Source organism: Kribbella sp. (assembly GCF_035655035.1).
Taxonomy (GTDB): Bacteria; Actinomycetota; Actinomycetes; order Propionibacteriales; family Kribbellaceae; genus Kribbella.
The window spans coordinates 15390-31130 of sequence record NZ_DASRVN010000012.1; the positions used below are offsets into that span (position 1 = coordinate 15390).

At 68.5% G+C, this 15741-nt stretch carries 10 protein-coding genes; 7 read left to right on the top strand and 3 right to left on the bottom strand.

Annotated features, from left to right (window positions below; translation table 11 throughout):
• Positions 1-27: 27 nt before the first annotated feature.
• Complete coding sequence (locus VFF46_RS00670) at positions 28-4038, top strand: RICIN domain-containing protein (protein ID WP_325034979.1); 4011 nt, start codon at positions 28-30, stop codon at positions 4036-4038.
• Positions 4039-4040: 2 nt separating this feature from the next.
• Here the strand turns inward: VFF46_RS00670 and VFF46_RS00675 are convergent, their stop codons facing one another.
• The 3 genes from VFF46_RS00675 to VFF46_RS00685 all read right to left on the bottom strand — a co-directional run bounded on the left by VFF46_RS00675 (position 4041) and on the right by VFF46_RS00685 (position 7577).
• Complete coding sequence (locus VFF46_RS00675; protein ID WP_325034980.1) at positions 4041-4928, bottom strand: glycoside hydrolase family 43 protein; 888 nt, start codon at positions 4926-4928, stop codon at positions 4041-4043.
• A gap of 118 nt (positions 4929-5046) precedes the next feature.
• Positions 5047-6468 carry a glycoside hydrolase family 32 protein gene (locus VFF46_RS00680; protein WP_325034981.1) on the bottom strand — a complete coding sequence of 474 codons (1422 nt, stop codon included), beginning with the start codon at positions 6466-6468 and terminating at the stop codon, positions 5047-5049.
• Complete coding sequence (locus tag VFF46_RS00685; RefSeq protein ID WP_325034982.1) at positions 6465-7577, bottom strand: LacI family DNA-binding transcriptional regulator; 1113 nt, start codon at positions 7575-7577, stop codon at positions 6465-6467. Before VFF46_RS00685 ends, VFF46_RS00680 begins: the two co-directional genes overlap by 4 nt.
• Before the next feature lie 160 nt (positions 7578-7737).
• Here VFF46_RS00685 and VFF46_RS00690 point away from each other — a divergent pair, with 160 nt between their 5' ends.
• From VFF46_RS00690 to VFF46_RS00715, 6 genes are all read left to right on the top strand, one after another.
• Positions 7738-9141 (top strand): sugar ABC transporter substrate-binding protein, encoded by a 1404-nt coding sequence (locus VFF46_RS00690; protein ID WP_325034983.1) that lies wholly within the window; start codon positions 7738-7740, stop codon positions 9139-9141.
• A complete protein-coding gene (locus VFF46_RS00695) occupies positions 9141-10073 on the top strand; it encodes a sugar ABC transporter permease (protein ID WP_325034984.1) in 933 nt (310 codons plus the stop codon). Before VFF46_RS00690 ends, VFF46_RS00695 begins: the two co-directional genes overlap by 1 nt.
• On the top strand, positions 10070-10894 hold the full coding sequence (locus VFF46_RS00700) for a carbohydrate ABC transporter permease (RefSeq protein WP_325034985.1): 825 nt from the start codon (positions 10070-10072) through the stop codon (positions 10892-10894). The genes VFF46_RS00695 and VFF46_RS00700 overlap by 4 nt, the downstream gene beginning before the upstream one ends.
• On the top strand, positions 10891-12213 hold the full coding sequence (locus VFF46_RS00705) for a glycoside hydrolase family 32 protein (RefSeq protein ID WP_325034986.1): 1323 nt from the start codon (positions 10891-10893) through the stop codon (positions 12211-12213). The genes VFF46_RS00700 and VFF46_RS00705 overlap by 4 nt, the downstream gene beginning before the upstream one ends.
• A gap of 11 nt (positions 12214-12224) precedes the next feature.
• The gene (locus VFF46_RS00710) at positions 12225-14636 is read left to right on the top strand and encodes a GH32 C-terminal domain-containing protein (protein ID WP_325034987.1); all 2412 of its coding nucleotides are present in this window, start codon (positions 12225-12227) and stop codon (positions 14634-14636) included.
• Between the two features lie 182 nt (positions 14637-14818).
• Positions 14819-15741 (top strand): hypothetical protein (locus VFF46_RS00715; RefSeq protein ID WP_325034988.1); only part of this gene is annotated, 923 nt, incomplete at its 3' end.

The following is a 15741-nucleotide window of genomic DNA, read 5'->3' on the forward strand; positions in this document are numbered from 1 at the left end:
TTCCGGACGCGACCAGTAAGGATCACGATGACCGCATTGTCTGGCCGGCCCTGGACCGCCGTCGCCGGTGTCCTCTTCGTTCTTTTGCCGGCTTCCGCCGCCCAGCTGCCGACGGTCGCTTCCGCCGAGCCGGCCGGCGTCGATGCGGCCGCGATCCCGCAGGACGAGGCAGCGGTGCAGACCGCCCGCCGTACCGGCCGGGACGTCGAGCTGACCGACCGCCGGACCGAGACGACGCAGATCTTCGTCCAGCCGAACGGCGAGCACCGATTGGAGCAGTACGCCTACCCGGTCCGCGCCCGCCGCGGTTCCGGCTGGGTGCCGATCGACAACACGTTGGTGGCAGGGCCGGACGGGTCGGTACGACCACGCGCCGGGGTTCTGGATCTGCGGTTGTCGGGTGGTGGTGACAGCAACCTGCTCACCTTGGGCGAGGGCCTGACCGAGGTGCGGATGGGCTGGCAGTCGAACTTGCCGAAGCCCGTGCTGGCAGGTGACACCGCGACGTACCCGGAGGTGTTCCCCGGCGTGGACCTGCAGGTACGCGCCTCGTCGACGGGGTTCCGCGAAGTTCTCGTGGTGAAGAGTCGTGAGGCGGCGGCGAATCCCGCACTGGCGGAGTTCCGGTTTCCGATCAGCAGCGCAGCCGGAGCGCGGATCACGACCGCGGCCGATGGCGCCACGACCGTGTCCGACCGTTCCGGTAAAGCGGTGTTCAGCGCCGGTACGCCGATGATGTGGGACAGCGCCCGGACCGCGGTCAGGATGACCACGTCGAAGTCCGGTCAGGCGCTCCTGGTCCGTCCCAACCGTGCGATGCTGAGCGCGCCCGCGTCCCGGTTCCCGCTCTACCTGGATCCGTCGATGTCGAGCACCGAGTATCGGTGGACCCATGTGGACCGGCAGTATCCGGACCAGTCGTACTGGAATCTGGACCGCGACGAGGGAGCCAAGGTCGGCGCGGCATGGGGACCGGACCCGGACGTGTACCGGTCGCTGTTCCAGATGCGGACCGATCAGATCAACGGCGCCCGGGTGGTGCGTTCGGAGTTCGACATCGTTCTCGACCACAGCCCGACGTCGACCTCGACACCGACCCGGTTGTGGCAGACCAAGGCGATCGATCCGGAGGTCCCACTGAGCTGGGCCGAGGCCGAGCGGTCCGGGTACTGGGTCCGCTACCTGAACGCCGAGGCGTCCGGACATGCCCGGACGGGTGCCGGTGAACCGGACATGGCAATGGGCTTCAGCTCCGCCGATCTGAACACGCTGGTGCAGTCGATCGCCGACAACGGGACCGGGTACATCAGCCTCGGTCTGCAGGCGCCGAACGAGTCCGACGAGACCCAATGGAAGAGGTTCCACCCGGACAGCGCGAAGCTGGTCGTCGTCTACAACAACATCCCGTTGGCGCCGGCGAAGGTGAACTTCGCTCGCCCGCGGCCGTGCGGCACCGCGACCGCGCCGACGCCCTACAGCAACACGCAGCCGACGTTCGCGGCGGTCGCCTCGGATCCCGACGGCGATCTGCTCACCAATCGGCTGCTGATCCGGCGCGCCTCGGACAACGTCGTCGTCCACCAGGTCGACTCCGGGGCGACCACGAACGGTGCGGCGTTCGCGTGGCCCGAAGTACCGGCCGGTGTGCTGGTGAACGGCGAGACCTACCGGGTGTCGGCGTACAGCGACGACGGCGTGGCCGGCGACGGTGTCGACCACGGACCGGAGAGTTCGCCCTGCTACTTCCGCATCGACTCGGTGAAGCCGGGACGGCCGCAGCTGTCGTCGACCGACTTTCCCGACGGTCTCTCGGGACTGCCTGTCGGTACGCCGGGTGTGGTTACGCTGAGCCCGGCGGCCGGGGACACCGACGTCGCGGAGTACCTCTGGGGTTTCGCGGCCGAGAAGACCACGTCGAGGATCAAGGCCGGCCCGGACGGTTCCGCCCAGCTTCCGCTGACGCTGTGGCCCGATCCGACGACCGGCGCGCGGACGAAGCGGCTGTACGTGAAGGCGGTCGACCAGGCCGGCAACACCAGCGCCGCGGCGCCGGCCTGGAACCTCAGTGCGAAGGCGGCCGCGCCGGGTTTCCACGTCCGCGGCGACATGAACGGTGACGGCCTGGCCGACGTGGCCGCCGTCATCGACCAGGGCAACGGCCGCACCACTGTGTGGAACGTACCGGCGAAGCCCGCCGGGCTGTTCACCGGGACGGTCGGCTTCGACTCGGGCGACAACGGCGGGTTCCCGCTGTTCCGGACCCGCGCCGTCCGAGGTGACTTCGACGGCGACGGCCGCACCGACCTGGCACTGTTCCGGGAGGAAGCCGGACACCGGATCGGTCTGTACCGGCTGAAGTCCGACGGCAGCCGGTACGACGCCGCATCGACGCCGGTGTGGAGCAGCGACGGCGCGGCTTGGCCGTTGAGCAGTGCACGGATGACCAGCGGTGACGTGAACGGTGACCAGGCGGCGGACATCCTGGTGCAGCTCAACAACGGCGACGGCACCTGGAAGACCCTGGTGTTCCTGGGCGGCCCCCAGATCGCCGCGCCGGTCGAGTGGCTGACCACCACGACGTCCGGCGGTGACTTCGCCACCAGCACGCCGCTGCTCGCCGACGTCGACGGCGACGGCAAGGACGACCTCGTGAACCAGCGCGACCTCGGCAGCTGCCGTACGGTGACCGAGCTCTACCGTTCGACCGGTACGGCGTTCGCGAGCCCGGCCGTGGTGCTGCACGACAGCGGTGTGGGCGGGTACTGCTGGGATCACAGCAAGCCGGCAGCCGGAGATGTGAACGGTGACGGCAAGGACGACATCGTCGCGCTCTACGACAAGTCCGGTACGTCGCTCGAGGTGTTCCAATCGACCGGTACCGCGATGACCGCTGCGGAGTGGTGGCACGACGCGACCGTGGACCCGCTGACCACCACGCTGTCCGTCGGCGACTTCACCGGTGACCACCTCGACGACGTGGCGCTGACCTCGGCGCTGCCCGGCGGCGGTCGCGCCGTGTCCGTGGTCCCTTCCACCGGCACCGCGTTCGGAACCGCGACGACCGGTTGGCGGGAGAACGCGGTTGCCGCCGTCACCGGGCCGAAGTTCGCCATCGAGCACCGGACGTACGAACTGGTGTCACGTGGCAGTGGCAAGTGTCTGGAGATCGCGGGCGCCTCCCAGGACCTGACAGCGCCGGCCCAGCAATGGGACTGTTTCGGCGGTCTGCATCAGCGGTTCCGGGTCGAGCAGGTGGCCGGCACCGAACAGTACGAACTGCACACCGTGCACGCCGACGGCGCGGCTCGGGACGGCGTACCGCGATGTCTGGACGTCCAGGACCGGAACATCGCGGACAACACGCCGATCTTTCAGTACTCCTGCACCGGGAACTCGAACCAGCAGGTGCTGCTGGACTATGTCGAAGGCAGCAGCTACGACACCGTCGTCCAGCTGCGGTTCGCACACAGCGGAAAGTGCGCCGGAGTCGACGGCGGGTCGACCGCCAACGGGGCCAAGCTGTTGCAGGTGCCTTGCGCCGCAGCCGCCGGTCAGCAGTGGTTCCTCCGGCCCGCCCTGAACACGCCGCAGCTGAACGGCCGCTACCGGATCCAGACGACGATGCCGCAGCCGCCGCCGTCCGTCGACCAGTACGTCCTCGATGTGAAGGACTGCAACCCCGCCGAAGGATTGCGGACCTGGGACTGGATTCCCACGAGCCCCTGCCAGAAGTGGAACATCAGTCCGCTCGGTGACGACGTCTACCGGATCACCAACGCGTCCGACGGTCTGGCCCTCGGCGTGGACGGCTGCTCCTCGGTGAAGGGAACCAGCATCACCGAGGTAGCAGCCAACGACGAGGACGACTGCCAACGCTGGCGGATCGAACCGGCGGTCGGCGGTAGCTACAGCATCCAGCAGGTCCGAACCGGGTACTCGCTCGACATACCGGCCTGCACGGAGCAGAAAGCCGACCACCTGATTGCGTGGCCGTACTGGAACGGCCCTTGCCAGCGGTGGAAACTCGACAAGTTCTGAGATCAGGCCAGGTACGGGCGGCCCGAACCGTCCCACTTCAGGACGCCGGTGTACGCCTGGCGGGTGTTGGAGTCCTTGATGCCGTCGTGGTTGGCGTCGACGTACGCGTGGAAGGCGATGCGGGTGGTGGTGCCGACGTTGATAACGGTGGCGCCGCCGGGGCCGCAGAGTCTGGTGGCGGCGGTTGTCATCAGGGTTTTGACCCGGGTGAAGTGGCCCGACCAGAAGGAGCTCGCGGACCAGGCGTCGGTGTTGTAGGAGCAGTTGATGTAGTCGCCGCGGGACGTGAAGAGCCAGACCTTGCCGCCGTGGGCGATGACGGACGGGCCCTCGATCTTGGTGGAGCTGACGATCTTGGCGATGCTGCTGCCAACCACGCGCGTACCGGTTTGGGTGTCCATCTGGACTGCGCGGATCTGGAAGCCGGAGGCGTTCCTGTAGTCGCTCTTGTAGATCAGGTAGCGCTTGCCGTCCTTGGCGCGGTACGCCGCTGGGTCGATCGCCTCGTACCCGCGTGAGACCCACGGCGAGCAGACGACGGGCTTCGAGCCAGGGGTGTAGGTGCCGGCGGGGTTGCGGGAGGTGGCGACGCCGATGCAGTGCACATGGCGGGAGGCGGACTCACCGGTGAAGTACATGACGTACAGCGCGCCGTGGCTGTCGGCGCTTTGGAAGACGTCCGGCGCCCAGAGGAGTGGCTTGGCGTGGTCGACCCAGGCAGGGATCGCCGTCATGGAATTGTGGATCGCGGACCAGCCGGTCGATGTCGTCGAGCGATTGCCGAAGCCGGTGCCCGTGCGAAACAGGTAGTACCTCGAACCGAAGTGGGCGAATCCGGGATCGGCGAAGTCCTCGGCTCCGACCCGGTGCACGCTACTGGCGGCGGTCACCGCAGCATCCGCCGGTGGATGGACCACAACGAGACCAGCAGCAGCAAGGACTGTCGAGAGAACAACACTCAGACGACGCACAGCAGACCTCCAGGATTGGGCGACGAGGCGCTGCAATCTAACTCCCGGGAAAGGCCACTTGAAGCTCCACGGCGTCCAGAGCGCCGTCCGTGACGAACAGTCCGATACGTCCGGCCGACTCGGTGCGGAAGCTGAGGGCGACGCGGCTGTCCACCACCGCCTGTGCGGTTGGGCCGTCCAGGAGGACCTGGAGGGTGTGGCGGCCGGGCGGGAGAGGGCAGGGGCGTTCCAGGTCCACGGCGTGGGGGACGTCGCCGTGGATCTGCCATTGGGCGGGGCCGGTGCGCCCGCGGGGCCAGCGGTCGAGGACGAGACGGTTGTGGTGGGGTTCGAGGCGGAGGATGGTGGCCTGCTCGCCGTCTTCGGTTGTGTGGAGCAGGAGGCCGAACGCGTGGGTGCCCGGCGCGACGTCGACGGTCAGCGTGATCAGGCAGTGGGGCGGTACGGCGTCGCCGATCCACGCGGCGTACCGGTCGGTGGCTCCTTGGCCGGGTTCGGCGGCTGCGGCGTCCAGTGGGATCAGGCTCACGTCCGCCGGGTCGTTGTACGCCGCGACGATCTCGGACGGTAGTCCGAAAGCCAGCGTTCCGTCGGGCTCCTGGTGGGCTTCGAGTACGGCGAGGTCGCCGGCCCACTGCCACGCATCGTCTTGTTTTGTGGGGATCCAGCCGATGAAGAAGCGGCGTCCGTTGAAGTCCACCGACTTCGCGGCGTAGAACGCTCGTCCGTCGACGGTGTCGCGGGGCGGGGCCAGCCACGGGCCGTCGGGGCCGCGGGCGATGCGGTAGCGGGTTTGGAAGGCGTCGCTGAACTCGGAGTACACGAGGTACCACCAGTCGCCCCAGTGGAAGACGTCTGGGCATTCTTGGGTGATGTAGCGGTGTGGTTCCCACAGTGGCGGGGCGAGTTCCCAGTGCTCCAGGTCCGTGGAGGTCAGGCGCGCGACGACACCTGCTCGGCGGTCCGGGGCGTCTGCGTAGCGTGCGGCGAGGACCAGCTGCCATGGTTGGTCCGGGGCGGTTCGGTAGACGAACGGGTCGCGCCAGTCCTGCGGTACGAAACCGTTGGGGGCGCCAAAGGTGTGGTCGGGGAGCTTGGTCCAGTGGGTCGGGTCGCCGTCGCTCACTGCGTGGCAGACGACCTGGTACGCGCCGTCGGGTGCACCGCGCCGCGGGTTGTGGCCGGTGTAGAACAGGTGCAGCCGAGATCCGTCCGAGACCACACTGCCTGTGTAGCAGTCGAAATCCACCGCATCCCGGTCGCCGGCCGGCAGTACGACGCCGTGGTCCGTGTAGTGCACGAAATCCGTTGTCGACACCAACGCCCAGGGCATGCCGTGCGGGCCGGCGGTCGGGTCGTCCGGCCGTTCGTCCAACAGGTAGAACAACCAGACCCGACCGTCGTGACTGAACGGGATCACGTCACCAACAAACCCCACCGCAGGCCGCCAGTGGATCACTTCCGCTCCCCGCGCCGACCCCGGCTGGGCGCGGTGGGCGCGGCCGGCGGAGCACCCGCGTCGCGCGGGGTTGGATGGTGGGGTGGGGTGGTGACGGAGTCTCGTTCGATGAGGTTGCAGGGGATGGTTTCGCGGGCGGGGGATTCCTCGGGGGCCGTGAGGACCAGTTCGCCGGCTCGGCGGCCGAGCATGAGGTGGGGTAGGGCCGCGGTGGTCAGGCCGGGGCGGACCTGGTCGGCGACGTCGGGCTGGTCGTCGAAGCCGACGATGCTGACGTCGTCGGGGCAGTCCAGGCCGAGGGCGTGCAGGGCGAGCAGGGCGCCGATCGCCATCCGGTCGTTGCCGCAGACAAGCGCCGTCGAGCTGTGTTCGACGACCACCTCGGTCGCGAGGTCGTACCCGGATCCGATCTGGTAGTTGCCGTACCGGTGCACCAGATCCGCGGGCCGCAGACCGGCCTCCCGGGCGGCGTCGTCGAACCCGCGGCGGCGTTCCTTGCAGGCGTAGTCGTTGCGCATGCCGCCGAGGAACGCGACCTCACGGTGCCCGCGCTCGAACACGGACGCAGCAGCCGCGCGCCCGCCGGCGTACTCGTCGGCGAGCAGCACCGTGTCGGCGTGCCCCTCCTCCGGCCAGCAGTTCACGAAGATCGTCCGGATCCCGTCGAGCCGCGGGCTGCGGTGCAACGGCTTCGGCGAGAGCGACGCGTACACGATCGCGGCGACGCCCTGCGCGACCAGGCTGGCCACCGCGTCGTCGCCCTGCCCCGGGTCGCCGGTGGTGTCGACGACCATGCATACGTATCCCGCCGGCTGGACGACCTGTTGCAGGCCGAGCACGATCAGACCGGCGTACGGCTGGGAGACGATCCCGCTGGTCACCACGCCGATCGTGAAGGACCGGTTCGAGCGGAGCAGCTGGGCCGCGCGGTTCGGCACGAAGTCGAGCTCGGCGGCGGCCTCGAGCACCCGGCGCCGGGTCTCCTCGGCGACCGCGACGTCGCGGCGGTCGTTGAGCACGAACGAGACGGTCGGCTGGGACACCCCGGCGCGGCGGGCGACGTCGGTCATCGTGACCCGCCTCGGCCCGCCGGATGGCTTCTTCGGCATCGGTCCCCCTTAACGGTCGGCGGCCTCGTCGCCGCCGCTAATTAACTATCACAGTTCGGCCCAATACGTATTGACCCCACTCTAAGCCGCTGCTACGGTCCCGAGTCAATACGTATTGGGCGGCCGTTCGAAGCACCGCCCGAGCGGTCAAGGAGGAACCATGTCAGGTATTCATCCGCCCGGCGGGACACTTGCCCGCCGTACTCTGCTGAAGGCCGGAGCCGGTGGTCTGAGCCTCGCCGCGCTGGCCGATCTGGCCGCCTGCGGCAACGGCGGCGGCAGCTCGTCCAAGTCGCTGAAGATGCTGTACTTCGGCGAGCAGGCGGCCGCGACCCAGCTGCAGAACCGCCTGCAGCCGCAGATCGCCAAGCTCGACGCCGGCATGAAGTTCGAGATCTCCGCGATCAACGGCACCGACTGGAACGACTTCCTGGCCAAGGTGCTGACCCAGATCGCGGCCGGCACCCCGCCGGACATCATCAGCGTCGCGACCGAGGGGCTGCAGCTGATGGCGTCCAAGGAGCTCGCGATCCCGCTCGACGACTACGTCACCAAGGACCTGACGGCGCTCAAGGGGTACTTCGCCGACATCCACCCCGCGCTGATCGAGTCGATGATGTACCAGGGCCACCTGTGGGAGCTGCCGGACAGCTTCAACGCCGGCAACATGTTCTACAGCACCGAGCTCTTCCAGCGGGCCGGCGTCGTACCGCCGAGCGAGACCTGGACGCTCGACGACTTCGAGTCCGCGGCCACCAAGATCGCCAAGTTCAAGGGCATCAACGCGTTCGGGTGGGTGGTCCGCCTGTGGGGCAGCTGGACGTCGTTCATGTACGCGAACAACGCCAACCTGCTCGAGGAGGGCAAGTACGACGGCGGCGACTGGCTGTGGAGCAAGGCGTACGCCGGTGACGCTGCCGCGGCCGGGCGGAAGGGCGGCTGGAAGTGGGGCACGCCGACGGCCAACTCCGACGCCACGGTCGAGGCGCTCGACTACATGATCCAGCTGACCAAGAAGGGCCTGTCGCCGTCGCCGGACGTCGGCGGTGGCGGCACGCTCCAGGGCCTGTTCGCGTCGAACCGGATCGGGATGTCGATCGGCGGCGGGTTCTGGGCCGGCGGCCTGGCCAACGCCGGGATGAAGAACGGCAGCTTCGACGTCACGATGTTCCCGAAGTGGAAGAGCCAGCGGCACCTGTTCGGCGCCGGCGGGTACGCGATCTTCAAGTCGTCGAAGAAGAAGGACCTGGCCTGGGAGGTCCTGAAACTGCTGGTCCAGCCGGAGACGTTCGACCTGGTCTTCCCGGGCAACGTGACCACTCCCGGCCGGAAGTCTCTGGTGACGGCCGCGCGGTACGCCAAGACCGGGCCGAAGCACTGGAAGGTCTTCTACGACACGCTGACCAAGCACCCGGACACCGCGCCGATCCCGGCCCCGCCGTACTACAACGCGCTCGCGACCGCGCTGAACCAGCGGACCACGCAGGCGATCTCGTCGGGTAACGCCAAGGCCGCGCTGGACGGGCTGCAGGCGGATCTCGAGAAGGCCGCGGGGGCGAGCTGATGTCCGCCGTCACCGCCGCCGTGCCGAAGGCCGTCGTGAAACGGCGCACTCATCCGGCGTCCCACGGCGAGGGACGCTTCGGGTTCGCGATGATCGCGCTGTCGGTGCTGTTCGTCGCGGTCTTCACCGCGATCCCGATCGTCGCGTCGCTCGGGCTGTCGTTCTTCTCCTGGGACGTGATCTCGTCCCCGCAGTACGTCGGCCTGAAGAACTACCAGCAGCTGTTCAACGACGGGCCGGTGCTGAAGTCCTTCGGCGTCACGCTCGGGATGGCGCTCGCGATCGTCGTACTGCAGCTGACCATCGGCCTCGCGCTCGCGGTGCTGGTCAACCAGCGCAAGCTCGTCTGGGTACGGACGTTGTTCCGGACCGTGTTCTACCTGCCGTTGCTGGCGTCGACGGCGGCCGTGTCGATCTTCATGGGCTACCTGTTCGACTACAAGTTCGGCGTCGTGAACTACTACCTCGGCCTGCTCGGGATCCCGAACGTACCGTGGCTGACCAGTGGCTTCGCGGCCGCGAGCACGATCGTCCTGATCGCGGTCTGGCAGCAGGTCGGGTTCACGTTCGTACTGTTCGTCGCCTCGTTGATGTCGGTGCCGACCGACGTACTGGAGGCCGCCCAGATCGACGGCGCCGGGCCGTTGCGGACCTTGTTCCGGATCAAGATTCCGTTGATCAGTCCAACGATCCTGTTCGCCGCGGTGGTTGCCCTGATCAACGCCATGCAGCTGTTCGACCAGCCCTACATCATGACCAAGGGCGGCCCCGGGTCGGCGACCACCACGGTGACGATCTCGATGTACCAGAAGGGCTTCCAGAACCTGCAGTTCGGGTACGGGTCGGCGATCGCGATCGTGCTGCTGGCGGCGATCCTGGTGATCACCGGGCTGCAGTTCCTCGCGGCACGAAAGCTGGTGTTCTACCAATGAGCCTCGCCCGGATCGGCCGGATCACCGGCATCGTGGTACTGGTCGTCGCGGCGATGGTTGCCCTCGGCCCGTTGCTGTGGACGGTCACCACCTCGCTCCGCACGCCCGCCGAGGCGTTCGGCAACCCGCCGCAGTGGTTGCCGTTGCACCCCGACTTCTCCAACTACAGCGCGGTCTTCGACCGGATCCCGATCGGCCGGTTCTTCGTGAACAGCGTGCTCGTCACCGGGCTGATCGTCGCCGGGCAGACCGTCACCTGCACGCTGTCCGGGTACGCGTTCGCGATGGTCAGCTTCCCGGGACGGTCGGTGATCTTCGGGATCTTCCTGGCCACCATGATGGTGCCGCTGCAGACGATCATCATCCCGGTGTTCGTGATCATCCGGTACCTCGGACTCTCGGACAGCCCGTTGTCGCTGGTGGTCTCCGCGCTCGGCAGCGCGTTCGGCACGTTCCTGATGCGGCAGTACTTCATGCAGATGCCTCGAGAGCTCGGCGAGGCCGCGCGGATCGACGGTGCCGGGCATTTCCAGACGTTCCTGATGATCTACGCCAAGATGGCCGGCCCGGCGATCGCCACGCTCGCGATCCTGAACTTCTCCGGCTTCTGGGCGGAGTTCTACCGGCCGCTGATCTTCCTGCAGTCGCAGGACAACTTCACCCTGCCGCTCGGTCTCGTCGGCCTGCAGGGGAACCTCGGCACCGGTTCGATCTCGGTGGTGCTGGCCGGCGTCGTGCTGGCGATCCTGCCGAGCGTGGTGCTGTTCATCTTCGCCCAGAGGTACTTCATCGCAGGCATCACGGCAGGAGCATCCCGTTGACCCAGGTCCACACCCACGCCCGTACGGCGGCACACCTCCGCCCCAAGTTCCACCTCCGGCCGCCGCGCGGCTACCTCAACGACCCGAACGGGCCGATCGAGGTGGGCGACGACGTGCACCTGTACTTCCAGTCGCGGCCTACGGTGGACACCCACGTACCGGTCGAGTGGGGGCATGCGACGTCGACCGACTACGTGCGCTGGACGGTGCACCGCCCGGCGATGGCGCCCGAGCCCGGCGGGCCGGACACCGACGGCTGCTGGTCCGGCAACACGGTCCTCGACGACGGGCGGATCCGCGCGTTCTACTCCGGCCGGATCGACGAACGCCCGTACCAGTCCGTGCTGACCGCGGTGTCGGACGACGGCGGCAGGTCGTTCGGGCCGGCGCGCCAGGTGATCCCGGATCCGGTCGACGACGCGATCATGTTCCGCGATCCCTTCGTCTGGCAGGAGAACGGCAGCTGGTGGCTGGCGGTCGGCGCCGGGTACGCCGGGCGCGGCGCGAGCATCCTGCTCTACCGGTCCGGCGACCTGCGGGACTGGAGGTACGTCGGCCCGCTCGCCGAGCTGCCCCGCGGGGTCGTGGGCGGCGAGGACACCGGCGCCGCGTGGGAATGCCCGCAATTGTTGACAATCGACAATCGGCGGATCGCGGTCGTCGCGTCGTGGTCGCCCGAGGGCGGTCCCGCGGCGGTGCTGTCGTTCGACGTCGATCTACCGGTGACACCACAGCGGGTCGATCACGGGACGAACTTCTACGCCGCTTCGGCGATGCGCGACAGCCGGTTCGGCCCGCTGTTGTTCGGCTGGCTGACCGAAGGGCGTCACCGCGACGGCTGGGACGACTGGGCGGGCGTCATCTCGTTGCCCCGGGTCGTCCGGCTCGGCGCCGACTCGTCGCTGCGGAGCGCGCCGATTCCGACGGTCGACACGCTTCGCACCGGTCCCGGCGTACCGGCCGACGGCTGTACGACGGGCGGGCAGTGCGAGATCGCCGTACCGGATGGATCCGGGCGGGTGATCATCCACTTCGGCGAGCACGAGCGGGTGGTGATCGAGCTGGACGCGGACACGCTGACGATCGACCGTACCGAGGCCAGCCGGTCGCCGTACGCCGACCGCGACCGGATGCAGGTCTCCGACGCCTTCGACCCGGCCTCCGGTCGTCCCGCGGCCCGGATCTTCCTCGACGGCTCCGTGCTGGAGGTCTTCACCAGCTCCGGCCGCGTCCTCAGTACGCGCGTCTACCCGACCACACCACCCACCTGGCACGTCGAAGCACCGCCCAACGCCCACTTCTGGACCCTCGACCGCTGACAGGAGTCTCCATGTTCCGCACGGCGCTGTCCCTTGTCCTGGCCACGAGCCTGGCCGCCGGTGCCTATACCGAGCCCTACCGGCCGCAGTTTCACTTCAGCCTTCCGCACAGCTGGATGGGCGATCCGAACGGCCTCGTCTACGAGAACGGCCAGTATCACCTGTACAGCTACGGCACCTGGGAGGGTGCGACCAGTACCGACCTCGTGCACTGGCAGAACCTGCCGGTGACCGGACCGCAACGCGACGCCGGCAGCAACGCGTTCTTCTCCGGCAGTGCGGTCGTCGACACGCACAACACCACCGGCTTCGGGACCGTCCGGAACCCGCCGATGGTCGCGATGTACACGAGCGTCCAGGAAGGCTCCGGCATCCAGGCGCAATCCCTTGCCTACAGCACCGATCACGGCAAGAGCTGGACCCGGTACGACGGCAACCCGGTCCTCGACCTCGGATCGAAGGACTTCCGTGATCCGAAGGTCTTCTGGTACGAGCCGGCACACGACTGGCGGATGGTGATCACGCTGTCCGACCAGCACAAGGTATCGGTCTACGAGTCGCCGGATCTCAAGCAGTGGAAGCACCTCAGCGACTTCGGGCCGTTCGGCTCGGTCAGCGGGGTGTGGGAGATGCCGGATCTGTTCCCGCTGCGCGTCGACGGCGGACGGGTTCGGTGGGTGCTGTCGGTCAGCGTCGGCAGCACGGGGGTGCAGTACTTCGTCGGAACCTTCGACGGTACGACGTTCACGCCCGACGGGCCGGCGACGTACACGCCGCCGGCCGGCGTACCGCTGGAGAACTTCGAGTCCGGGAGCTACGGAGACTGGACGACGACCGGCGATGCCTTCGGGACCGCGCCCGCGAGCGGTACGCTGCCGGATCAGCAGGCCGTGTCCGGCTACGTCGGTACGCATCTGGTCAACAGTTACAACGGCGGGGACCGGTCCACCGGGACGCTGAGCTCGCCGGAGTTCACGATCACCAAGCCGCACCTGAACTTCGCGATCGGGGGCGGGCAGCACCCGTACGTCGAGGGCGCCACACCGTTCGGCACCTTGCCGCCGGGCGAGGTGTTCGCGGACTTCTCCGGATCGACGTACGGCGCCGGGTGGACCGCGACCGGCTCCTTCGCCGGCGCCGGACCGACACCGTCGAGCCTGCCGAACCAGCTCGGCCCGCAGGTGCTCGACACGTTCACGCCGGCCGGCGACGCCGGGACCGGGACGATCACGTCGCCGGTCTTCACGATCAGTCGCCCGTACATCGACCTGCAGGTGGCCGGCGGCAACCATCCGTGGGGACAGCCGAACCCGACCGCGGTCAACCTGCTCGTCGACGGCAACGTGGTCGCCAGCGCGACCGGGCCGAATGCGCCGGACCTGACGTGGAACAACTGGGACGTCAGCGCGTACCAGGGCAAGCAGGCACAGGTGCAGGTCGTCGACGACAACACCGGCACCTCCGGGTGGGGTCATCTGATGGTCGGCGACATCCTGCTCGCCGACAGTCCGGCCAAGCCGTGGGACGTACAGACCGGGGTCAACCTGGTGGTCGATGGCAAGGTGGTCCGGTCCGCGACCGGGGCGAACAGCGAAGTACTGGACTGGACGTCCTGGGATCTGCAGGATCTCATCGGCCACCGGGCGCACCTGGAGGTCGTGGACCACAACAGCGGAGGGTGGGGGCATGTGCTCGCCGACGACTTCCGGCTGAGTGATTCTCCGGCGTCGAGTACCAACGAACGTGCGCATTGGATGGACTTCGGGAGCGACTTCTACGCCGCGAACACCTGGAACGGGACCGGTGGGAAGCGGGTCGGGATCGCGTGGATGAGCAACTGGGCGTACGCCGGCCAGGTCCCGACGAGCCCCTGGCAGGGCGCGACGACCTTCCCCCGCGACCTCTCGCTCCGCACCATCAACGGCACCGTCCAACTGGCCCAGCAACCCGTCCCCGCGATCACCTCTCTGCGCGGGCCGGCCGTCCACATCAAAGCGACGACCAACGGGACCAAGCCGCTCGCCCTGAACGGCGACACCCTGGAGATCCAGGCCACCCTCCGCCCCGGTACCGCCAAGCGCTTCGGCCTCAACGTGCGCGCCGGCGGTACGCAGTACACGCAGATCGGCTACGACACCCGGAGCAAGAAGCTGTACGTCGACCGGACGCACTCCGGGGCGGTCGGCTTCAGCCCGTCGTTCGCCGATGTGAAGAGCGCTCCGCTGGATCTCGTCAACGGCGAACTGACCCTGCGCATCCTGGTCGACCGCTCCTCCGTCGAGGTCTTCGCCGACCAGGGTCAGGTAACCCTCACCGACCAGATCTTCCCGGACCCGACCAGCCGCGGCATCACCGCCTTCGCCGACCAAGGGACCTCCTCAACCACCCTCACGGCCTGGCCACTCCGTTCCACCTGGCACTAGCCCCCCGCGCCCTAGCCGGCGGCGCCCATCTACCCCTCAAACGACCCTGCCGGGGGTAGATGGGCGGGTCGCCGGGTGGGTCGGGGTGGAGGGTGACGGAGGTTGTGCAGGGGCGGGCGTGATGGGGTGGTGGGCGACAAGATCCGCCAGAAGCTGCAGAAGGCGTCCCAGGTCGCCGGCGGTTGATCGCCCATCCCCACCAGGAGGAACAGATCGTGCACCACTCCGACGAGCAGTTCGACGCCGAGCTGATTCGGCTGGCCCGGGTTGCCGGTGACCAGGCGTACGACGCGGCGGTCGGGCTGATCGCAGAGGAAGCGAAGTACAACCCGATCCACACCCGGATCTGGAGCGGCCTCCGGCACCCGCACCGGGAGAGCGTGGTGTACGCGCTGGTGCTGCTCGAGTCCGGCGCGGCCGCGGACGTGCCGCTCGCCGAGGAGATCCTGCTGCGGGTGCTCGCGGAGCAGGACGTCGACGACGCGTCCGCGACGTACGGGATCTGGAGCTACTACCACGAGGAGCCGCTCGACCGGATGGTTCCGCCGGACTGGAACTGGGCGGACTTCATCGGGCGGGAGCTGGCGTTCGTGCTGTTCCGGCACGAGGCGCGGCTGTCCGAGGCGACCCGGTCGGCGGTGCGGACGGCGCTCGGGCATGCGGCCCGGTCGATCATCCGGCGCAACGTCGCGATGAGCTACACGAACATCGCCGCGAAGGGCACGTTCGTGACGCTGGCCGCCGGTCAGCTGCTGAAGGACGCGGAGCTGACCGAGTACGCCGTACGCCGGGTCGGGCGGCTGCGGGAGCAGATCGAGACGGCCGGGAGCTTCGCGGAGTACAACAGCGCCGGGTACTGGACGATCACGCTGGAGGCGATCGCCGCGATCGCCCAGTACATCGACGAGCCGGAGGCGGTCGCCGGGGCGCGGTGGATCGTCGAGCGGCTGTGGGAGCACCTGGCCGGGCGGTGGCACGCGCGGACCGGGCAGCTGAGTGGTCCGATGGCGCGCGTGTATACGGACGAGCCTGCGCGGACGCCGGATCTACTCGCGTTGCTGGCGAAGGCGACCCGGTTCCGGGGGCTGTTCGCGGAGCTGCCGGA